This is a genomic window from Paraburkholderia rhynchosiae (genome assembly GCF_002879865.1).
GTDB lineage: Bacteria > Pseudomonadota > Gammaproteobacteria > Burkholderiales > Burkholderiaceae > Paraburkholderia > Paraburkholderia rhynchosiae.
Genome location: NZ_PNXY01000061.1, coordinates 1 through 21,382, shown reverse-complemented (window position 1 = coordinate 21,382; position 21,382 = coordinate 1). Strand labels below are relative to the sequence as shown.

Annotated in this window: 13 protein-coding genes and 1 pseudogene; 2 read left to right on the top strand and 12 right to left on the bottom strand. The window is 61.4% G+C overall.

Translation table 11 applies throughout. The features are described from left to right. The first annotated feature begins 738 nt into the window (after positions 1–738). Positions 739–2,733 carry an RNA polymerase sigma factor RpoD gene (gene rpoD, locus C0Z16_RS35585; protein ID WP_102636655.1) on the top strand — a complete coding sequence of 665 codons (1,995 nt, stop codon included), beginning with the start codon at positions 739–741 and terminating at the stop codon, positions 2,731–2,733. A 91-nt stretch (positions 2,734–2,824) separates the two neighbouring features. Here the strand turns inward: rpoD and C0Z16_RS35580 are convergent, their stop codons facing one another. The 8 genes and pseudogenes from C0Z16_RS35580 to C0Z16_RS35545 all read right to left on the bottom strand — a co-directional run bounded on the left by C0Z16_RS35580 (position 2,825) and on the right by C0Z16_RS35545 (position 15,828). Further along, on the bottom strand, positions 2,825–3,223 hold the full coding sequence (locus C0Z16_RS35580) for a hypothetical protein (RefSeq protein WP_102636654.1): 399 nt from the start codon (positions 3,221–3,223) through the stop codon (positions 2,825–2,827). 298 nt (positions 3,224–3,521) lie between these two features. Then, positions 3,522–4,319, bottom strand: a complete 798-nt coding sequence (locus C0Z16_RS35575; RefSeq protein WP_102636653.1) for a YfaP family protein — start codon at positions 4,317–4,319, stop codon at positions 3,522–3,524. A gap of 22 nt (positions 4,320–4,341) precedes the next feature. Then, entirely contained in the window at positions 4,342–5,106 is a 765-nt protein-coding gene (locus C0Z16_RS35570; RefSeq protein ID WP_244201495.1) for a YfaP family protein, read from the bottom strand. 110 nt (positions 5,107–5,216) lie between these two features. After that, positions 5,217–6,994, bottom strand: a pseudogene (locus C0Z16_RS35565) (DUF2300 domain-containing protein). Between the two features lie 13 nt (positions 6,995–7,007). Beyond that, a complete protein-coding gene (locus tag C0Z16_RS35560; protein WP_102636651.1) occupies positions 7,008–11,825 on the bottom strand; it encodes an alpha-2-macroglobulin family protein in 4,818 nt (1,605 codons plus the stop codon). Next, positions 11,822–12,478 carry a DUF1175 domain-containing protein gene (locus tag C0Z16_RS35555; RefSeq protein ID WP_102636650.1) on the bottom strand — a complete coding sequence of 219 codons (657 nt, stop codon included), beginning with the start codon at positions 12,476–12,478 and terminating at the stop codon, positions 11,822–11,824. The genes C0Z16_RS35560 and C0Z16_RS35555 overlap by 4 nt, the downstream gene beginning before the upstream one ends. A gap of 186 nt (positions 12,479–12,664) precedes the next feature. Further along, positions 12,665–14,446 (bottom strand): DUF2138 domain-containing protein, encoded by a 1,782-nt coding sequence (locus tag C0Z16_RS35550; protein ID WP_102636649.1) that lies wholly within the window; start codon positions 14,444–14,446, stop codon positions 12,665–12,667. Positions 14,447–14,985: 539 nt separating this feature from the next. Then, positions 14,986–15,828, bottom strand: coding sequence for an FAS1-like dehydratase domain-containing protein (locus tag C0Z16_RS35545; RefSeq protein WP_102636648.1), 843 nt, complete (start codon positions 15,826–15,828; stop codon positions 14,986–14,988). A gap of 253 nt (positions 15,829–16,081) precedes the next feature. Between C0Z16_RS35545 and C0Z16_RS35540 the strand changes: the two genes are divergently transcribed. Continuing rightward, positions 16,082–16,879, top strand: coding sequence for a 2OG-Fe(II) oxygenase (locus C0Z16_RS35540; RefSeq protein WP_102636647.1), 798 nt, complete (start codon positions 16,082–16,084; stop codon positions 16,877–16,879). Between the two features lie 133 nt (positions 16,880–17,012). Here the strand turns inward: C0Z16_RS35540 and C0Z16_RS35535 are convergent, their stop codons facing one another. From C0Z16_RS35535 to C0Z16_RS35520, 4 genes are all read right to left on the bottom strand, one after another. Further along, on the bottom strand, positions 17,013–18,113 hold the full coding sequence (locus tag C0Z16_RS35535) for a porin (RefSeq protein ID WP_102636646.1): 1,101 nt from the start codon (positions 18,111–18,113) through the stop codon (positions 17,013–17,015). 88 nt (positions 18,114–18,201) lie between these two features. Then, the gene (locus tag C0Z16_RS35530; protein WP_407070730.1) at positions 18,202–19,311 is read right to left on the bottom strand and encodes a branched-chain amino acid ABC transporter substrate-binding protein; all 1,110 of its coding nucleotides are present in this window, start codon (positions 19,309–19,311) and stop codon (positions 18,202–18,204) included. Positions 19,312–19,457: 146 nt separating this feature from the next. Then, positions 19,458–20,555, bottom strand: a complete 1,098-nt coding sequence (gene hisC, locus C0Z16_RS35525) for a histidinol-phosphate transaminase (protein WP_102636644.1) — start codon at positions 20,553–20,555, stop codon at positions 19,458–19,460. 91 nt (positions 20,556–20,646) lie between these two features. Further along, positions 20,647–21,267: a hypothetical protein gene (locus C0Z16_RS35520; RefSeq protein WP_102636643.1), complete on the bottom strand. Its 621-nt coding sequence runs from the start codon at positions 21,265–21,267 to the stop codon at positions 20,647–20,649. Positions 21,268–21,382 lie beyond the last annotated feature (115 nt).

Here is a 21,382-nt window from a genome sequence, read left to right as displayed (position 1 = left end):
CGGTCGCTCACTCAACGTACTGACGAAGTGTCCAGCCATCTTTCAACGGCCTGACCTTCCTTTCATTACTGTGTGAGACTTGATACTTCCGCTTTACGGCAGACCCCGAAGGATCCACCTCGCGTCGCGCATCAAGCGCCCACACTTATCGGCTGTTAATTTTTAAAGATCGGTCCGCATTCCCCGCGCCGCCCGCTACTACCCTGTCCGGCACCACTTCGTTCTGCGCCGCTGCATCTGCAGCAGAGAAACGAGATTATGGAGAGCGAGTGACAAGTCGTCAACCCCCTTCTGCGAATTTTCTTTCGCATAAATGCCAATCCGCGCGTAAAGCGTCCGCCCTACATATAGAGGGCCGCCGAACTGCAGAGGAACGCAGTCGTGTGAAGATGAGCGAGTTGGTCTATAGTCGGGAGTCTGCCGTCCGTCAGCGTGCTCGTTGCAGCAAACTTTTGCACACAGCTTCGCGCGTCGCTGGCGGACAGCGAACGGACCTGCGACGACAGCGTGCGACGAATTGCTGCACACAACGCGCGCGAAGGCGCAAGCTCGTATATAATGCGAGCCGCGCGAATTTCGCACATTTCTATCGGCCCGCTCAAAGCGGGCTCATCTTTTTGCTCCCCAGAGCACACAGCCATATAACCGCGTTGAGTCACTCAGGTGATGTTGAGCCATGCTCGAAACGCCTGACGGTCGCGTCTTGCGTCTCATAGCGAAGCCTCTCGAGGAGAATACGTGAACCCTTTTGATCGCGAAGATTCGCAACACGAAACCGCAGCCTACACGAAGGCTCCGTCGGGCCGTACGCCGAAGGGCAAGGGCGCGGGCAAAGCGATCCCCGTGGCGGCCGAACTGCTGCCGCAGCAAGCCGAAGAACGTCAGCGCCAGATGCGTGCGCTGATCCAGCTGGGCAAGGAGCAGGGCTACCTGACCCACGCACAGATCAACGACCATCTGCCCGATAACTTCGCGCAAACCGCGGCTATCGACAGCATCGTCAGCGCGTTCAACGACATGGGCGTGCAGGTCTACGAGCAGGCCCCCGACGCTGAAACGCTGCTGCTGAACTCGAACGCGCCCGCTGTCGTATCCGACGATCAGGCGGACGAAGAAACCGAAGTCGCGCTGTCGACGGTGGACTCGGAGTTCGGCCGTACGACCGACCCGGTGCGCATGTACATGCGCGAAATGGGCGCAACCGAGCTGCTGACTCGCGCAGGCGAAATCGCAATTGCGAAGCGCATCGAAGACGGTCTTCACGAAATGGTGCAGGCAATCGCCGCATGCCCGCTCGCGATCTCGGCGATTCTCGCGAGCGCACAGCAGGTTGCCGACGGCGAATTGCGTATCGACGAACTGGTTGACGGCCTGAACGAAGACAACATCGCGGCGGAAGAAGAGACCATCAGCACGGACGCGACAGCCGACGCCGATGCGGACACCGACGAAGACGACGACAGCGATAGCGACGACGACGTCGGCCCAGCCGATTCATCGGCCGCGGACGAAGCGCGCCTGAAGCAGCTCACGAACGACTGCCTCGAAATCTTCGCGCAGGTCGGCATGCTGTACGATCAGATGAACGCGTCGCACACGCGCGGCGACGTCAGTTCGAAGGCGTATCAGCGAGCGCGTCAGGAAATCCAGCAGCATCTCGCGAAAATTCGCTTTACGGCGCGCACCATCGACCGCCTGTGCGGCGACGTGCAACATCAGGTCGCGCAGGTCCGCGCGATCGAACGCAACATTCTGCAAATCGTCGTGACCAAGAGCGGCATGCCGCGCGAGAAGTTCATCGAATCGTTCGCGGGTCATGAAGCCGATCTCGGCTGGACCGAGCGCGCGGCACGCGGCACAACGTCGTACGGCGCGGCGCTCGAGCGCCATTTGCCGGCGATTCAGTCCGAACAGCAAAAGCTGATCGACATTGAAGCCACCGTTTCGCTGCCGCTCAAGCATCTGAAAGAGATCAACCGCCAGATGGTCGCGGCCGAATCGAAGATGCGCAAGGCCAAGAGCGAAATGATCGAGGCGAATCTGCGTCTCGTCATTTCCATCGCGAAGAAGTACGTCAACCGCGGCATGCTGTTCCTCGACCTGATTCAGGAAGGCAACATCGGCTTGATGAAAGCGGTGGACAAGTTCGAATACCGCCGTGGCTGGAAATTCTCCACATACGCAACGTGGTGGGTCCGCCAGGCCGTGACGCGTTCGCTCGCCGACCAGGCACGCACGATCCGCGTGCCGGTGCATATGATCGAGACGATCAACAAACTGAACCGTATCTCGCGTGAAATCCTGCAGCAGACCGGTCAGGAAGCGCACCCGTCGGTGCTGGCTGAACGTATGGATCTGTCGGAAGAGAAAGTGCGCGGCATTCTGAAGATTGCCAAGCAGCCGGTGTCGATGGAAACGCCCGTTGGCGACGACGGCGACGCCACGCTCGGCGACATGATCGAAGACTCGGCGGCTTCGTCGCCGGCAGACGCGGCGATGCAAGCCGACCTGCGCGCCGCCATCGACGATGCGCTCGACTCGCTGTCGCCGCGCGAAGCGAAGGTGCTGCGCATGCGCTACGGCATCAACACGAAGTCGGACCACACGCTGGAAGAAGTGGGCAAGCAGTTCGACGTCACGCGCGAACGCATTCGCCAGATCGAAAGCAAGGCAATGCGCAAGCTAATGCATCCGAGCCGTGCCGATCGACTCAAGTCGTTCCTCGACCGTTGATCCAACAAGCCTGACTCTGCTTCACCGCGCTTGCCGTGCGCCATGCACGGCAAGCGCAGTTCCCGCCTCAAGCTTTAGAATCCCACTGTTCTCAAATAAGCAGCGAGATGATCCCGCCAAGGGTGATCCCCGCCGCCAGCCAACGACCCGCCGTATAGAATGCATTGCGCTCTTCGTGCGGCTGATCCGGACGTTCGAGCCCGAGCGTGCCATACGCAAACGACTTCACCACCGAAGGATCCGAAGCCGACGCGCCCTCACCTGTCGAATCGGCCGTCCCAGTGCCGTCAACCGTATTTCCATCCTGAGCCTGAGCCGCCGCAGCAGCGCCTTCCGTGGAGATATGCACAGCGTCGTCCTGTTCAGACGCATTCGACGCGGCAGCACGCGCGGCGGTCGCAGTGCTGCCAGCGATGGACGATGACGACGCATTTTTCGTCGCGCGATCAGTTGCTCGTGGTGTTGACGGCAACGCGCTGTCGATTTGCATTGCAACCTCCGTTCATTTCCCAAGTCGATTCGGCGCAAAGCCAGTTACAGGATCTATCGACCGTGGCCGGTTCGAACTTGAACGCCAGTAAGGGACGGTAAGCACAAGAGTCAGGCGCGGATGAAGTCGCGCAAGGGCAAATCAACGCACTCGCCAACTCGCGCCGGCTTGTCCACAGAAACTGTGCCCAAGCCTGTTGATATCCTGCGCAAGAGTCGGCCAAGTATCTGAGCGCATGGCATTTTCATCCTCTGCCCGCACGAGGTCTCAACGGCAAAAAACTACAACGACGCGCCACTCAAGGCATCGCAAACGTCTTCACCAACGTCAGCTCGCCGGCCTTGCGCATCGGCACCCGGACAGTCTCGCTCTTCTCGTTCGGCGTGTTCTCGTTCGTGATGATCGTCACCTGTGCGACGGTCATGTCGCTGCGGCCGCCACCGCTGCCGTAGTAATTCACAAAGACCAGATAGGTGCCCTTCAACGGAGCCGCCGACGAATAGATCTCAGGCCCATAGCCGGTCGTCACGTCGACGTCGAGCGCGCCGCCGTTGGGCACCACGCGTTCGCCGTACCATGCGTGTGCGCCGTCAGGCGACACCACGTGCAAGTCCAGGTCGGTGCCGTCCGTGTCCCACGCGAGCACCACGCGCAGCTTCGGCTGCGTTTTGCCGCTGTATGCATCGTAAAACTGCACGCGCCGGCGGCTGCCGTCCGGCGCGCGCAACTCGACGCCGTTGCTGCCGGCAGGAAACGCGTAAGGCCGCGAGAATTTGCCGTCCTCATCTATGCGTTGCGGCAACGGCGTGCCGTCGACCGCGAGCGTGCCCACGGTGTTGCCCTTCTTCTTCGGCGCATTGCGGATCTGCCCTTCGATCAGCGCGAGCTTTGACTGCCCTTCCGGCGTCGCGACCGACACCGCCGGATAATGCACGTCCTGCGTATAGCGCTCGTTGTCGCCACTCGTATTGCGCCAGCCGTTCAACGGCGCGCCGAACTCGATATCGCTTGCCTGCGCGGCCCAGGCGCCATGCAAACATGCGAGCACGAGCAAGCCGCGGCCAGCGTTGATCGATCCCGTCGTTTTGCGCTTCATCGTTACTGCTCCCGTCCCGCTGTCAAAGTCGCTCGCTCTTCACGAGCATCAGGTCGCCGATTTTGCGCAGCGGCACAACCATCGTTTCACGCCGCTCGTTCGGCGTGTTTTCGTTGAAGACGAGCGTCAACGTCGCCGTGATCACGTCGCGATCGTGCGCGGCGGCATCGAAGTTGTAGCCGGTCGAATCGAAATTGCCCCAGTAGTTGAAGAAGAACAGCCACGTGCCATGCTCGGGCGCCGCCGACGAAAATATCCCCGGCCCCGCGCCGTCCACTGAATCGACGTCGAAGCCGCTGCCGTCCTCGAGTGTCGGATTGGCAAAAAACGCGTGCAGGCCGCCGGGCGTGATCACATGCAAATCGACCTGCGCATGCGGATCGTCCCACGTGACGATCGCGCGCAGCTTCGCCTGCGGCTTGCTGCGGTCCGCTTCGTAGAACTGCATGCGCTGACGCTGCCTGCCATCGGCGGAAATCAGCTCGATGCTGTTCGAGCCCGCGCCGAACGCCCACGGCCGCGCGAACGCGCCTTCATCGTCGGTATAAAGCGGCGTCGGATTGCCGTTGACGACAAGCGTCGGCGGCTTGCGCGCATGCTTGTCGATACGCTTCAGGCGTCCCTCAATCAGCGTGCGGTAGCGCTGCGCACCGCGATCGACCGGCGGCCGCGGATACGCCGCGACGAATTGCTCGCCTTCGTTCGTCAGCCCGCTGTGGCGCCAGCCGCCGAACGCGCCGGTCAGGTCGGCGACAGCGCCATCCGTAGCGGCAGCGTAGGCATTCATCACCAGGCCCGCAGTCAGTGCGGCCGTAATGAACGCCATCGCAGCAGTGCGCAAACGAACGCGGCGCACAACCGACAGCCGGCACAACAAAAATAAAAACGTGGCGTAGTTCATTGGATTGGATTGTCGGTACGAATCAGCGTGCGCGCAGTGCGCTCGACAAAGTTTTCATCGAGCCCACGCGGATGGTGCTGAAACGCGAGGTGAATATACTCATGCGCCAACGCGATGCGATCCTCTTCCGTTTGCAGCCGATACACGTAGACGCGATTGCGCTGCGCATCCGCGTACGGACGCCCTTCGCGGACGGCGCACACGGCCGGCAAATCGGGCGTCTCGTAACCGGCGGCACTGTCCATGCGTCGCGCCCACAACGGCGCATTGCGTTGCAGCCATTCGCGCGCGCCGGCTACCGCAATGCAATCGCCGGACAGCGGACTCTGGAACGAAGTCAGCGCCGCTTGCGGCCACGTGCGCGCGAGGATCGCGTCGAACGTGAGCCCCGCTTGGCGGCCAGCCAGCTCATTTGCCCCGGCGCGGCCTTGTCGTGGTGATACTGAACGGGCACGCCGATGAGCACGAGCGCGTCGGTGAGATCGGCGGCACGACGCGCGGCTGCGGTCGGCATGCGCGGCAGAACGCGCTGGGTGCTGCTGCTGTCGTCGATACGAAAGCAGCCGTGATCGTGTGCGCCGTGCTGCACGGCGTAGGTACGCGCTGCCACCGCGAGGGCCTTCGCCGCTTCCGGCTGGGCCGTATCTCCCTCGCGCTCGACAACGCGCGCCACATAGTCGTTCATCCCAAAACGGCCGACCACTTGCACCGCGCCTGCAGCGTTGCGATCAAGCTGCAGTTCACCACGGCTGGTCACGCGCGCCCAGTTGCCGTTCGTAAAGCCGACGCGGAACTCGCCGTTCAGCGGCCCGTCAGGCACTTCGGCCGGTCCCTTGTCGCCGAGCACTTCGCGGATCGGATAGCGGCTGAACAAATCGACGATCATGCACGCGCCGTCGTCCGGCACGGTGACTTGCGCGAGCAGCGGCGCAATGCGCGGTGCAGCCGACGCGAGCACGCGTGCGCTGCCGCCCGACCCGCCGAGCCATACCGGCGTGCCATCGGCGAGCCAGCCTGCGGCGCCGCCCACCGATGCACCCGGCCGCGCCGCATCCGGCATCGTCCAGGTCTTCGCGCGCAGCACGCTGCCGTACAACGATACGGTTCCTTCGCCGCGTCCGCTCGTCAGCACCGACACCAATGTGCTGGCCGCCGCTTCGCGCGGCCTCGCGGGCATGGCCTGCAATGCGGCAAGCAGTTGCGCGACGGGTACGCGATGCGTCGGTGTCATCGCATGGAGGTCGCGCAGCCAGGCGGGCGCATGTGCTGCTGCCCAATACTTGCGCCAGTCGGCGGGATCGAGTTGCAGACGCGCGGGTTCGAAAAAGCGCCCGCATGATTGCACGAGCGCATGTTCGCGGTCGACGTGACCGCCCGTCATGCAGCAATAGACTTCTTCGGGATCGCCGCCGCTGCATGTGTAGTCCTGCGTGACGATGTTCCTGTCGACCAGATAGCCGTACACAAAGAGCTTCCACACGCTGCCAAGTGGGGTCTCAAGCGTGGCGGGCAAGGCGAACGCCGACTGAGGCGAGAGACCGGTAGCCGCGCTGTCGGCATCGGCCTGCCAAAGCTGACTTTGTCCGCCGCGCAGCCAGGCGAAGCGCAACATCTGTTTGGACCATGCACTCCCTGAAGCCGAACCCGCCGCATACACGCCCTCGGCAAAAAGTCCGCACCCCACGCACACGAGGCACACCGCGCCCGCGACGAGCGCAATCCGCCGCACCGCTGCAAGGCGATCGCATAGGAGCCGAGGAAGCGCGCCGAACATACCCGTCACTCGCTTATTGAATGCGCAGCGTCGTCACGCGATCGCTCTTGCCGCCTTCGAACGCCTTCGCGTCCGGCTGATACATGCGGAAGTAGCGCGCGGGCGGTAGCGCAAACGTGCCCGGCAACGCAAAGCGCACCAGTTGCCGCAGCGTAACCGGACGATCGAGCACAGGCACGGGCTGGTGATAGGTCAACTCGCCCATTTCGTACGATGCCGCGCGCGCGAACGGTTGCGGACCGTTATCGCCTTCCTTCTCGCCAGGCAAGCCGTCGATCGACACGCCCCAACTCGTCGCTTCGACGTTGCCGCCAGGCGGCAGCGGCACATCGAGCAGGCCGTAGTGATACGCGTTGCCCGAGCGCGGCGTCAGCGTGACCTCATCGACATACAGCGCATTGCTGTCGATCGTATCGCCCGACTTAACCAGACGCGCGGTGAACGCGGCCCGTCCCACGTTGCTCTCGCCTGCGCCCTGCTTCTTCGGATCCGCCTTCACTTCGAGCGGCTCCAGTTTGTAGAAACCGCGCGTGACGGTGACGTTCAGGCGGCTCTCCTCGCTCGTATGACTGCGGAACGAGACGATTGTGCTGGCGTCGGTGCGCGCGGCGCCTGCGTCGAGCGAAGATGGCAAACCGGCACCGGTCCACTTCCACGACGGCGTGCCGGTCGGCGTCGCGGCGCGCGTCCAGCTTGCGCCTTGCAGCGACGGCAAGGAAGCCGCCGCCACATCGCCGCCGAGCGCCTTGCGTAGCCACAGCAGCGTCAGAGCACGGTCGAGCGTCGGGTAATCGGCGCTGCTTTTTGCAAGCAATGCAGATGCATCGACGCCCGCACCGTCGCCTGACATGGCGAGCAGGCTTTGGACGAGCGGCGCGGGATCGTTGCTCAACGAGACGCGCGCGGCGCTTGCCGCTGCGTCGAAACCATCCGGCACCTGAGCGCCGGTGCCGCGCGCCATGCCCGCGACGAGCAGCGTCGCGATCTGCTTGCCGCGCGGCGAGTCGGCTTGCGCGAACACGATGCTGTCCGACGCGCTATACACGGCATTGGCCCCATTCGCGGCCTTGCGAGCCGATGCGCTCGCCATGGCCGCCGCGTCGCTCATCAAGTCAGCGGCGACACCCGACACCGGTGTGCCGACCGGCAAGCCCATCTGCTGCATGAACCACAGCGCCAGCGCGCGATGCAGCAGCGGTTCTTTCGCGCCGGCGTCGCGGTAGACGTCCATCGCCTGCTGCCAGTTCGTCGCGGGCAAGCTGATGCCGAGGCTTCGGCTCGCGAGCCAGTCCGCGTAATACGCGTAGGCCGTGATCAGCGCGCTGCCGCCGGTCGTATCGCCCCACCAGCCGAACGTGCCGCCGACGCCCGCAAGCATCGCGAGACGCTGCCGCTGATTGCGCAGCAGCGCTTCGATTCCCTGCGTCGAACTTGCGTTGTCGCCGCGTCCGATGACGTCGTGCGCGAGCGCAAGCGGAATCAGCCGGCTCGATGTCTGTTCGGCGCAGCCATACGGGTAGTCGATCAGATCGTCTGCCACGCGCATGAACTGGCTCGCCGCGCTGCCGACGAAACGCACGCTCACGTCCTGCGCGTCTTGCGGCAGAGTGAGCGGCTTGTTCGAACCGTCGAGCACGACAGTGTTCTGATGCAGATCGAGCCAGCCGCCCGCGTCGAGATGAATCGTGGTTTGCAAGCGGTCCACATCTTTATCGCCCTTGCGCAGAGTCGCGTTGATCACGCCGGCCTTCAACGCGCCGCTCGGCAGACGCAGATAATTCGCACCGCGCTTCAAAGTCACCTTCTGGTTCAGCGAGAGGCCGCCGCCTTCCACTAGCCACTGCGCGTCCATATCCGCATCGGTCTGATTGAAGGCGATCATGTCGATGGCCGGCTGATCGTTGACGCGGAAATGCGACGGCCCGCTCCACTTCAGATACAGCGCCTTGTCGGAACGCACGTACGCCGTGCGCTGACCGACCATGCCGTCCGGCGCCGCCGCGCGCACGGTGATGCGCCAGCGCGCGAGCGAGTCGGGCATCTTGAACGTCATCGTGGCGTGGCCGTTGGCGTCGGTCTTCAGATTGCCTTCCCACGCGGCCGTGTCCTGATCGTCGCGACGCGGGCGTTCGAGCACCTTCACGCCGCGCTCGTTGTAGTTCGGGCGCTGCGGGCCGCCGGGCGCGCCCTTCAGCGGCGAACGCGCAAGGTCGTAAGTGATGAACGACAGACTCGACGAGGTCCGCACGTTATTGCGCCGCGGATGATAGAAAAAGTCGACGATGTTCGGCGCAATCTCAGGCTGCAACACGTAGACCATTTCATCGACCACGCTCACCGTCAGATTCGCCGCCTCGGGTTTGCCACTCAATGTGCTGTCGAAGTTCAGCGTGACCGTATCGCCCGGACCATACACAGGCTTATCGCTCTTCACGTTCAGCTCGATCTGCGGCTGCGCGACCACGATGCCCGCGTTCTGAAACGCGTACTCACCGGCATGCACATACAGCACCGAGAACGTCATGTTCGGCGCGAAGTCCTGGCCCACCTTGACGCGCGCTTTCCATTGCGACGGCGTCACGCGTTGCAGCTGCAACCAGTCGCCGCCCGCCGTCAGCAGCGCGCGCCGTTCGACGTTGTCGCGTTCGAGCGTCAGCAAGGCATCGTCGACGGGCAACGGGAACGTGATCAGCGCTTCGGCCGTATCGCCGATCTTGTACCTGTCGCGATCGAACACGATCTCGACGCTGCCCGGCACCGCCTTCAGTCCGTCGCCCGCGACCCAATGGCTCACGGCGGCGAGCAGATTGCCGGCGTCGTCCTTGACCGCCAACATGTAGGAACCCGGTTGATCGAATTGCACCGCGAACGACAGCTTGCCGCCCGCGCTCGCGCCCTTCGATGCGCTCGGCAACGCGCCCTGCGCGTGCGTCTGCGATTCGAGGCGCGTCCATTCCCATTTCGCCGGCGCATGCGCGGCAGGTTCGATCGCGCCCAGCGCTTGCAGATCGAAGCCGACCGATTCCTTCGGCTGCGAAAACGACTTTGCGGTCGTCAACCGATACGGCGTTGCGCCGCGCGCGATCAGCACTTCGCGCGTCACCCGTACTTTGTACGCGGCGCCGTCCTGTGCGAACAGCGTCAGCGCGTAACGGCTCGGCTCGACGGCGGCCGGCAGTGTGAGACTCGCGTTGCCGTCGCTGTCCGTTTTCAGTTCCTGCTGTTCGAGCTTGACCGGGAAGAGCCCTGCATAACGCAATTCACCGTCGACGATCGTCACTTTCTGCGCGCGCAGCGTGACCGAAATCTTGCTGTCGCGCACCGGCTTGCCGTTCGGATAGCGCAACTGGATCTTGCCCTTCAACGGCTCGCCGGTTGCGTAGTCGGCTTTGTCCATCGACAGATTCACGTCGAAGTGCGGCTTCACATATTCGGCGACGCGAAACGCGCTGCCGTACACGTCGCCGTTGTAGTCGAAGCGCAGCGTATAGCCGCCGGCGGTGGTGTCGGCAGGCAACGTGAACGACGTTTCCGCGCCTGCGTCAGAAGCGAAATGCGTCTTCGTGGTAGCGACCGGCGAGCCGTTCGGATCGAGCACCTCGAGCTTGATGTCGGCCTCGGCAGGCGCCGACGATTGGGTCGCGTTCTGGAACGTGCGGCCGATGAACTTGACATGAACCGGATCGCCGGGACGGTACATCGGCCGATCGGTCACTGCGTAGATCTTCGTGTTGTAGATCTCGCTGTCGTAATAGAAATTTTCAGAGACGAATACGCCGCCCTGCGGATCGGCGCCGAGCACATAGCTGCGCTCAGGGCTGACATGTTGCAGCACGAGCGCACCGTCGGCGCCCGTGGTGCCGCTTTGCAAAACGCCCACGCCGTCGGTCCAGTTCACATCGGTGTTGGCGACCGGCTTGCCGTTATCGCGCCGCGTGGTCCACACCAGCATTCCGCTTGATGCCGCTTTGACGACCGCCACCGTATCCGACACGAACAGCAGCGTATGCGCGCGATAGTTGCCGATCACCGCTTCGACGATATACAGCCCCGGTGGCAGCTTGCCGACCGGGATCATCACGTTGCCCGAACTGGCCTCGATGAAGTTGCTGCTGCTGCCCGCGAGGTTCACGCCTTTGGGCGGCTCGATCACTTTCGCGTCCCAGACTGGATAGCGAAAGCGCGCGACCATGTCGTAGCCGTTCAGCGGCGCGAATTGCGAGTTCTGCTCGAATTGCGTCTGTTTACCGGCTTGTTCGCCGAGCTTGAATTGCGGCGCGGCGTCGGTCGCCTTGCTGCGCGTCGCGAACGACAGCACGCGTTGCCATGCACGGCGCGCCTCGGTGTACCAGCGGTCCCACAGATAGGCGAGCGTGTTCGCGAGTCCTTCGCCCTGATAATTCGGCGCAACGTTCAGCCGATGTAGATTCTTCTGCGCCTTCAGGAAATCAAGCGGTTTGGGCACGCGATACACGACGATGTCCGCGCCGCCATACGCCTGCAACGCGTCCTTGAATTCGCGCCCAGGCGCTTCGAGACGAACCTGCGCGATCTGAGTGCTGCCGAAACTCGCGTCCGAAAGCAGGAAGAACGGTTGACCCTCGACCTTCTGAGAACTGAAGTTGCTCGACGGCGCCGGATTCAACGTGGGATTGGCAGCGATGTTCGAATCGGCGGCTGCGGCGCTCGATGCATCGTCTCCCGCATGCGCGACGCTGCTTGCGGTTATCAGCGCGATAACCGCGAGCAGCGTCGTCACGGTGAATGCCACGCGACGGCGCGCATTGCCCAGCCAGTTGCTCGTCGCGATGACGGAATTCATTCGGGTCATGGTGTCAAAAAGTCCAAACGAAACACGCCGACGAAATTCGGATTGCTGTCGAGCGGCTGCCAGCGGGAATCTTTCCATTGCATCAGGTCGGAAACGGCGACTGCGCGCAGACCGGTATCGGCCGGCGTGACGGTGCCTGTGTGATAAGCGATGTAGCGGTCGAGCCAGATCATCAGATGCTGGTCGTCGCCCTGATCGAAGAACAGCAGATCGCCGGGCAGCGCCTGGTTGACGTCCTTCGAAACGAAACGGCTATTGCGTTGAATCAGCGCGATGGCCGACGCATACGCGCCCGTGGAACCGTCGAGTTGCGTCCAGCGATTCGCGATCATGCGCTGCGCCGCGGACAATTGCAGTTCGGGCGGCAGGCTGCTCGTGTCCGCAAGACCGGTCATGCCGTTCGCGCGCAGCCATTTGCTGTCGTGCGGCCGTAGCGTCTCGCCGACAGCAAAACGCACGAGGCCCGCGCAATCGCGTTGCATCCAGCGCGGCGTTGGACCGCGGCGCATTTGCTGGTCGACGATGCGCGTAAACCATGCGCGGAACGCAGCGGATTGCTGCGGCGAAAGCGCGTCGGCGTCGGGGGTTGCTGTGGTCGGGCTCAGCGCATGCGCCATGGGCGCGACGCTGGCTATTGCAAGTAGGGCGGCCATGCGCGAAAGCCACGCACGGCGTGAAGTCGCGGCACGGCATGAGGTAGCGCCGCGAACTTCGCACTCTGGATGAGTCACGTGCGCCGCGTGCCCATATGACACTGCACAGGCGCTGTCTCCCGCGCGGGCGCGCTGTGTCGTCTGCCCAGGCGCGTGCATCGCGCCGGCTACGCGAGGGCGGCGCACTTAATCGCCCTCGGTGCCGGGCTGGTCCGCAGGCGCTTGTGTCGCGGCGCTATCCGAACTCTCATCGCCTTTCGCGCGATCGAACCACCACTCGACCGGCACCCAACCCGTCGAGTCCGGCAAGTTCTGCGGCAGCGTCAACGAGACCGACGGATAGCGAGCGAGCGCGCGAAGCTTCGGCACCAGATGCGTGCGCGACGCGTTGCGGAACACCGCTTCCTGATCGGCCGGCAACGCGGCGCCCGCCTCGCGTTCTATCAGCGCAGCGGCCGCCGAAGGCTTCAGCGTCAGAATCGTGCGCGGCAAACGCTGCGGCGCGAGCGTATCGGCGAGCGCGGGGTAACGCTTGTCGAGCACCGCGAGCGTGTCGTCGACGAGACGAGCGTCGGGCGAGAAAATCACATAGCCGTGCGCGAGCGCAAGCGTCACCGGGAAATAGCGTTCCGCCGATAATTGCGACGCAAACGACGCCTTGCTGCTTAACGCAGTGCCCGAGCGCGCGCTGACCGCGCGCTGCCACACGGTCACATCGGCGCCCTTCTCGCGCGTCGTGACCGGCAAGCGGCGATAGTCCGAGTCGTTGCCGTCCGCCTTTGCGGCTTTCGCTTCATAAGCGCCAATGACGTCGCCGAATGTCTTGCCGAGGGCACCCTTCAGCGCAGCGATTGAGGCGGCGTCCTGGGTCTTCACGCGAGCGACGAACACCGGCGCGACCAGCGTGGACTTCGCGTACCAACAGACCGCCGCCGGACCCGTCAAATGATCGCCGATTGCCGCGGCGCTGTCCGATCCGTCGGCAACCTTGCCGAGCAATGCCGACGCCTCTTTCCAATCCGCCGGCAAGCTCGTGCACGCCGCAGGATTCGCCGGCAATACGCGCCACAAATCCGCGCTGTTCCACTGCTGCGGCAGTTTGCCCGGCTCGATCAATGCCGTGGTCCGCCAGTTCGCCGTGGGGTTGCCATCGGACGAGAAATCGAAACGCAGCGCGTCTATGCCGGAGAAGAACGCCTGATAGCCGAACGAAAGATAGTTTGCCGACACCACCAGACGATGCCCCTTCGGCGCATCGCCCGGCGCATCCAGGTGATATGCACGCGCGGCGTCGTCACGGCCCGATGACAGCATGTCGGACACCGCATCGGCGCGTTCGCTCAGCAAGCCACCCTTTTCATCGAGCAGCACGCCGGGCGCGGACAACACGACGAGGCGGTCGTCTTTTGCGGCGAACAGCAGCGTGCGGCCGGCTGCCAGTTTCAGCGCATAAACGGGCACGTCGCCGGACAGCTTCGCGAGCTGACTCAGTTGCGCGTCGCTTGCGGCGACGTTGCCCAGGCCTTGCAGCAATCTGGCGAGGCCATTGCGACGCATCGACATGATCCAATAGCCGAGGCGGCCATCCGGCGAGCGCCAAAGCAGCACGTGCGCGGGTTCGTCGAATACACGGCGAACCAGTTCTTCGCGCCAGTCGAGTTGATGTTCGAACGCGAGACGCCGCAACGCGCCTTCAGCGGAAAGCCGCGTGTTGGCCGATTCGTAATAGTCGACGAAGTCTTGCGTGAGTACGTCGTGAAGCAGCGGCACACGCAACATGTCGCGCGGCAAACGCGAGAGCGCTTCACTGTCGATCACTGCATCGGGATGGTGAATATCGAGAACGATCTCGCCGGTATCGGTCGCTTTGCGATGCGCGAACGGACGCCATACGGCCTGAACGACGATGCCGGCCACGATTAGAAGCCCGGCCACCAGGATTGCAATCTTTTTACGCGACATCTTCATCTGGTTTTTTGTGGTTCGATGCGACGATATTAACGTCGATGCCGGCTGGATTAAACCGCCGCGATCGATCGCTGAAGGCAGCGATGATAACCGATATTTTTAACTGAAAACCAATGGGCGCCGCATTTTAACAATCGGCGATGTTTCAGGCGGTCGCGGCAAAACCAGGCTCGCGCAGAATTAATGCACCGAGACATGTTCTTAATGTTATTGGAAGTGTCACGAAGGTTAAACATGGAGCGTTTAGGGGGCGATGCGACCCTGTGCACCCGATGCTGTCTCGGGTCTTACTCTTCGGGGACTTTGGCGAGGCAAGTCTTTTGCAAGTTTTTATGCGCGCCAGCCGCAATTCATTATGCGCATAAAATCCTCGGTCGCAACGTGTGCTAGCCGGTTAATCGGGTATTGTTCTTACGGCATCAGCGGAAATATCCCGTTAATGATAGTCAAGAAACCTACGGGCGCTTTCCAGCATTCATCATCCGCCGCTTTAGATTTCGGCTATATCTGATGCTTTTTCGCTTCTGTCGAGAACGAGGTTACTCAATTCCCGCCGTGGCCCGCATCGTCAAATAGCCTTCATGATCTTTTGCCCATAGCTCGATGGTTTTCCCGTCCGCCGACGGCTCCCCGCACACCTTGAAAGTCTGCCCGGCAAAGGTCGGGCGAAGCGCCTTGAAAGCAAAACTGTGCAGCGTTGCATCCGGCTGCTCGCGGCGCACGAGATCCACTAGCAACGTCGCGATCAACGGGCCGTGGACGACCAATCCGGGATAGCCCTCCACCTGCGTCACATACGGATAGTCATAGTGAATGCGATGGCCGTTGAATGTCAGCGCCGAGTAGCGGAACAACATGACGGTGTCCGCGTCGATGGTGCGGCTCCACGTCTCGCCTTCCGGCGCAAGTTGCGGCTGCTGGGGCCGCGCGCCTTCTTGCGGCGCGTCACGATAGACAATGTCGTGTTCTTCTTCGAGCTTCAGTTCGCCGCCGGCTTCAATGGTGTGCTGCACCGTGACGAACACGAGGCGCCCCGAACGCCCGGTCTTGTCTTCGATATTCGCAATCGTCGACGTGCGTGTCGCGTTTTCACCCACTTTCAGCGGCGCGTGGAAAATGAAACGCCCGCCCGCCCACATGCGGCGCGGCAGCGGCACCGGCGGCAGAAAACCGCCGCGCTTCGGGTGACCGTCGAGCCCGACTTCGGACATCGGCGCAACCGGCAAAAAGTAGAGCCAGTGCCAGAGCGGCGGCACCGTATTGCCACTTTCCTGGCGATCCAGCGTCGCGGCCATGGCGGCCAGCGGGAACGCACTGATGTGGTCCCTGGTGAGTTCTTCCTTGTTGAGCCAGTCGTCGAGTTTCGGGGATGAGTCCGACATGCGCAAAGTCTCCGGTCAGGCGTTGCGGGCAACAGGGCCTACTATGAACGACGCGATGCGTTTAGCAAAGCTCGCCTTTACAAAGAACGTCTTTGAGACTCGCTCGCCTGGGAGCAGGTCGTTTTACCAGACGTATCGTCGCTGATTTTCAGCGCCCGAAAGGGAGAAAATTGGAGAGCAAGAGTCGGAGTGCGCGGCATGCACGGGGCGCTTACACTCAATCATCGTTCGAAGATCGTTGATGGAGACACTCATGAATACGGTGGCGAAGGATCCCCGCACGCAATCGCCGAAGCAGGATCGTCAATCGGATGCGAAGCCGTCACAGAACCGCACTCAGGCGAGTTCGCTTGCGCGGCGCGTCGAGACAATCGACTGGTTCAATGTCGAAGAAGAACTGAACGGTTACGGCTGCGCAATGTTGCGCGATCTGCTGAGTGCGCGCGAATGCGACGCGCTCACTGCGCTATATCCGCGCGAGGAGTTGTACCGCAGCCGTGTGGTGATGGCGCGGCACGGCTTTGGCCGCGGCGAATACAAGTACTTTGCGTACCCGCTGCCGCCGTTGATCGCGGACTTGCGCCGCGAGCTTTATCCGCACCTGGTGCCGGTGGCGAATCGCTGGAACGAGGTGATGGGAATCGACATTCGCTATCCAGCGGCGCACGCTGAGTTTATCGAGCGCTGCCATGCTGCGGGTCAGACGCGCCCTACACCGCTGATGCTCCAATACGCAACCGACGACTACAACTGCCTGCATCAGGATCTTTACGGCGAACACGTGTTCCCGCTACAGGTCGCGATCCTGCTCTCGGAGCCAGGCGAAGATTTTACGGGCGGCGAATTCGTGATGACGGAGCAGCGTCCGCGGATGCAGTCGCGCACGGAAGTCGTGCCGCTACGCAAAGGCGACGCTGTGGTGTTCGCGGTCAATCATCGGCCGGTGCAAGGCACGCGCGGTCCTTATCGCGTGAATTTGCGGCATGGCGTGAGCCGGTTGCGCTCAGGCGAGCGGCACACGCTTGGGATCATTTTTCATGACGCAAGTTGAGTGGGTTATGGAGTGGGAAGTCGACTGGTGATGAGGGTGTGGGAGACGGCGGTGGAGGTCCGGCCAGTTAGATGTCCAGCCGAACCGACAGCAAAGCGGCGTCCGGACTACGGGTTAGCCGGGCGCCAGCCGATCAGAAGACGTTTCGAATGCCTAATGCGACACCCGTTTGATTATTGCGACCCAGGAAGTCCGCAGTCGCCGCGCCGGTTCCGCGAATGAAGTCGACAGTTCCATACACTTCTGTTCGCTTGGAGACCGCATATTCCGCAAGCAGGACGGCTGAGTATCGAGTCCCGCGCCCCAAAGTAACACCGTCACTGTTGAGCGCATTTCGGGAGCGGTCGTAGTAGCCCGCAGCCGTAAGAAGCAACGGCGCGCTCACCTGCCATGTCGCTCCGACATAAAACCCGTTGTCGATCCGGTCGGTGTTCCTCGTAGGTGTCCAACCGGACGCTGGTGAGCCGCTTGCACCCATGTAGATGTCCACGATACCCGTGTTGTCCTGTGAGTACAGCCAACCAGCGTAGGCCTTAACTGCGCTGAAAGCGTAAACCACGCCTACATTGGCCACCCGGAACTTGTTATTGGTGTTATCGCTATTCTGCTGATAGCCCACGTCGAACGAAAGGCCGCCAACGACATATGAGGCGGTGAGCCCGTACATGTTACTCGCACCGATGCTTCCTGCCACACCGCCAACGCCGTACATCGCCTCTACGTTCAAACCTCCAAACTGACCGCTGTACTTGATCGAGTTCGTTTGACGCAGCCCGTACCCAAGCGCACCTGGAAGCCATCCATCCTGGTCGTAGTTGCCGACGGTGAGCGGGTCATACACGCTACCAAGCTGATCGAAGAGCGGCGTATTCTGCCGCCCAAACGTAATCGCGCCATACCTGTCGCTTGACAGACCGACATAGGCCGCCCGGTTAAACAAGGTATTCGCACTCGCCAACTGACCATTCCAAAGATTGAAGCCATTCTCCAGCTTGAAGATTGCTTGCAGACCGGCGCCGAGATCCTCCTTTCCTTTGAGACCCCAACGACTACCCGTGACAGGTCCCACCCCCATTGCCAACTGACTGTCATTGTTTGCGTTCGAATTGGTCAGATAACGCACACTGGTATCGACTATCCCATAGAGTGTCACCGAACTTTGCGCGAATGTATTGGGCACCATGCCCATCATCATGCTGCCGGCGAGAGTGCTGATAAGAGCGGTCTTTTTCATTGCCATTCCTTTGTCGTTTACTTTTATAGTCATCGTTTCATTGCTCGCCGTATGGTCGTCTCGACGTCGGCTTTGTACGCGGGACGCGCTACATGCTGACCGAGTCGAGCAGCTTCTTTTTCCCCGAGACGTAGTGATAAAGAGAAATGACGCCGTGTCTGAGGTCTCCTTTCGAGTCAAACAATGCCTCACCAGTCACGCCGTGGTAGTCGGTTACAGGCATAACCGCCACGATCTTTTTCGGATCAGTAGAGTTGGCGCGCTTCATCGCGTCGACAATGATATAAACAGCGTCATAGGCTGCGGGCGCATACACCTGTAGGGAATGGCCGTACCGCTTTTCATATTTCTCCGCGAACGCGGCTCCCTGCGGCATTTTTTGCAACGCCTGCCCAGGCTCCGAACATATGACATCGTCCGCAGCCTGGCCTGCAAGTTCAGATAGCTTCGGCGAACACACGCCGTCTCCACCGAGAAACTTTGCCTTCACTCCAAGTTGTCTCGCCTGCTTCGCGAAGGGTCCACCCGTGGCATCCATGCCTCCATACATGATCGCGTCAGGATTTCCCCCCTTGATCTTCGTCAAAATCGCGCGGAAATCGACCGCGCGATCGTTCGTTGCGTCGCGGGATATGATCTTGATCCCAAGTGCCCTCGCCTGTTTTTCAAACTCCGTCGCAAGACCTTGACCGTACGCAGTGGAATCGTCGACGATTGCTACGGACCTCACTTGAAGCTTGCTCGCTGCATAAGTCGCGATGGCCGGCGCCTGCTGTGCGTCCGTAGTAACGAGCCGATAAGTCGTTTTAAAGCCCTGAAGCGTGTACGCGGGGTTAGTCGCAGAGGGGGAAATTTGCAGGATGCCAGCGTCGCTGTAGATCCTTGATGCTGGAATCGTGGTGCCTGAGTTCATATGCCCGACAACTGCGACCACGTTATCGTCGACCAGCTTCTGCGCGACCTGTGTCGCGGTTCTGGGATCGCCCGCATCATCCTGTGTGTCGAGTAGCAGCTTGATCTTCCTTCCCGCGATCAAGAGACCCTTCGCGTTGATCTCTTCGATCGCCAGAGTCGCACCGTTTTCGTTGTCCTTGCCGAGGTGGGCCATACCGCCGGTCAATGGCGCCACATGGCCGATCTTTACGACGTCGTCAGCATATGCCGTACTGCATGTTGCCAGGATTAACGTGGCACGCATTGTCAACTTTAAGCCCGATTCGAATCTCATGATGTCTCCAGTTTAGGTGCTTTAATATGCTTCGCATAACTAATAACAACGCACTGCGCTCCAACACGAACCACTGACTGACTACTACATCGACAGACGACAAATCGTATTTCGATTTACGATTCGATCAACGCAGACCCAAGCATTTCGAGAAAGAGCGCGTTCTGGCCAGGTAATCCCACCGAAATGCGCAGCCAGTCGCCAAGGCCATAACCATCTACCGGCCTCACAATGACTCCGCGACGCAGCAGGTAGGCGTTTATGCGCGGCGTCCTGCCACCAAATCGGGCGAGAATGAAGTTGCCATATGACTCCACGTAGGGCACAGCGAGGGTTCGCAACCCTGCCGAAAGTTGCGCCAGGCCCAACCTGTTGAACTGGAACGTTTGCTCCCGGAAATCCTGGTCTTGAAGCGCTCCGATCGCCGCGGCCTGAGCGACATTGCTGACGTTGAATGCAGGCCGGATGCGATTAAGTGTTTCAGCGACTGCGGGCGAACTGATCGAATAACCGACGCGAAGTCCAGCCAGACCATAGGCTTTGGAGAATGTGCGCGTGACGATAACATTGGGATACCGGCTGACCCACGCAACACTGTCGTATTGCAATTCGGGGGCGAGATACTCGCGGTATGCCTCGTCAAGCACCACTAGCACGTCGCTGCGCAGACCTGCGATGAACGTTTCGAGTCTGCCAGACGGCAAATATGTCCCGCTTGGGTTATTCGGGTTAGCCACGAAAACGACCGTTGTATCTTCACGGATCTCGTTGCTTATCGCCTCCAGATCGTGCCCGAAGTCCTTCGCGCCGACGACGATGCTTTCAGCTCCAGTGCGAAGCGTTGCCTGCGCATAGACGGAAAACGCATATTGCGAAGATACGGCCGATCTGCCGGCTGTCAGAAACGCGCTCGCAATAAGCTCGAGAATGTCGCTTGACCCGGCCCCCAACGTGATCCAGGACTGCGGAACGTCGAATCTCTGGCCGAGTGCGGCCTTCAGATCGAAACCGTTTGCGTCCGGATAGAGCGTAGACGCTTGTACCGCATCCAATGCATTGAGACGAGCCCGCTGTGACATTCCCAGCGGGTTCTCATTGGAGGCCATTTTCACAATGTTTGCCGGGTCGATGCCGAACTCCCGGGCAAGTTCTTCTATCGGCTTACCCGCCTGGTAGGGCTGTATCTTAAGCAACTGCTGTGCAACACGAACCATAAATTCTCATCCCTTGAAACGTTGAGCCGATGCTAACCACACACTGGCGCCGATCGCCCAAACGCACAGTCAATCACCTGTGCCTGCATGGTCAGACCACCGTAGCGCTGGCGCCGCCCTTGCCTTCTGTTTGCTGCTCTGCCTCGATGAACCGGTCGACCACCCAACGAAACTGGGAGAGCGCGGCGTCGACACTCAATGGCACCATCTTGAACTCCGGGTCCTGCGCCAGGTTTTCCTGCTGCGAGGTGATCATGTCGCGATCCTCCTCAAATGCATGCACGATGCCGGCGTGAATGTCCTTGGTCACCTCCGGCCTGTCGATCAGGAAGTTGTGAGGATGGGCAAAGAAGTAGTGTGTCGAATCTTCTGTCTCCGGCGTCAGCGCCTGACAGCCACGGAAGGCGATTGCGTTCTCGCGGTGCTTGTCCTGGCCGCCGGCACCTGCGGGCGTCATGCCGGAGTCCATCAGGAGTACGCCCGGCACCAGAAAGTCGTAGTACATCCACCTGTCCACACGTGCGCCAGCGGGATAGTCCGAATATTTCGCCGAATACGGCGGCGGCTCGGTATTGGGCACCCACTTGGTGAGGCGCACGCCGCGCTCCTTCCGCTCGACCTTGGGCAGCACCGCCGCGTAGTCGGCAGATCCGCCCACTGTCGTTGGATGCAGGAAGGGCAGGTGCGAGAAGTCGAGCAGATTGAAAATCATCTAGCGGGCCTCCTCCGCCGCCCTGATGGGTGGCGGGGTTAAAGTGAGTTTGCCAACAGCGCTTTAACCGGAAGGAGGTCCATCATGAACTATAGCGGCATTGACCTGCATTCGA

Coding starts and splice junctions, on each gene's coding strand:
- C0Z16_RS35580 (WP_102636654.1), bottom strand. CDS start 3,223: ATGCAAATCGACAGCGCGTTGCCGTCAACACCACGAGCAACTGATCGC.
- C0Z16_RS35575 (WP_102636653.1), bottom strand. CDS start 4,319: ATGAAGCGCAAAACGACGGGATCGATCAACGCTGGCCGCGGCTTGCTC.
- C0Z16_RS35570 (WP_244201495.1), bottom strand. CDS start 5,106: ATGAATGCCTACGCTGCCGCTACGGATGGCGCTGTCGCCGACCTGACC.
- C0Z16_RS35560 (WP_102636651.1), bottom strand. CDS start 11,825: ATGACCCGAATGAATTCCGTCATCGCGACGAGCAACTGGCTGGGCAAT.
- C0Z16_RS35555 (WP_102636650.1), bottom strand. CDS start 12,478: ATGGCCGCCCTACTTGCAATAGCCAGCGTCGCGCCCATGGCGCATGCG.
- C0Z16_RS35550 (WP_102636649.1), bottom strand. CDS start 14,446: ATGAAGATGTCGCGTAAAAAGATTGCAATCCTGGTGGCCGGGCTTCTA.
- C0Z16_RS35545 (WP_102636648.1), bottom strand. CDS start 15,828: ATGTCGGACTCATCCCCGAAACTCGACGACTGGCTCAACAAGGAAGAA.
- C0Z16_RS35540 (WP_102636647.1), top strand. CDS start 16,082: ATGAATACGGTGGCGAAGGATCCCCGCACGCAATCGCCGAAGCAGGAT.
- C0Z16_RS35535 (WP_102636646.1), bottom strand. CDS start 18,113: ATGAAAAAGACCGCTCTTATCAGCACTCTCGCCGGCAGCATGATGATG.
- C0Z16_RS35530 (WP_407070730.1), bottom strand. CDS start 19,311: ATGCGTGCCACGTTAATCCTGGCAACATGCAGTACGGCATATGCTGAC.
- hisC (WP_102636644.1), bottom strand. CDS start 20,555: ATGGTTCGTGTTGCACAGCAGTTGCTTAAGATACAGCCCTACCAGGCG.
- C0Z16_RS35520 (WP_102636643.1), bottom strand. CDS start 21,267: ATGATTTTCAATCTGCTCGACTTCTCGCACCTGCCCTTCCTGCATCCA.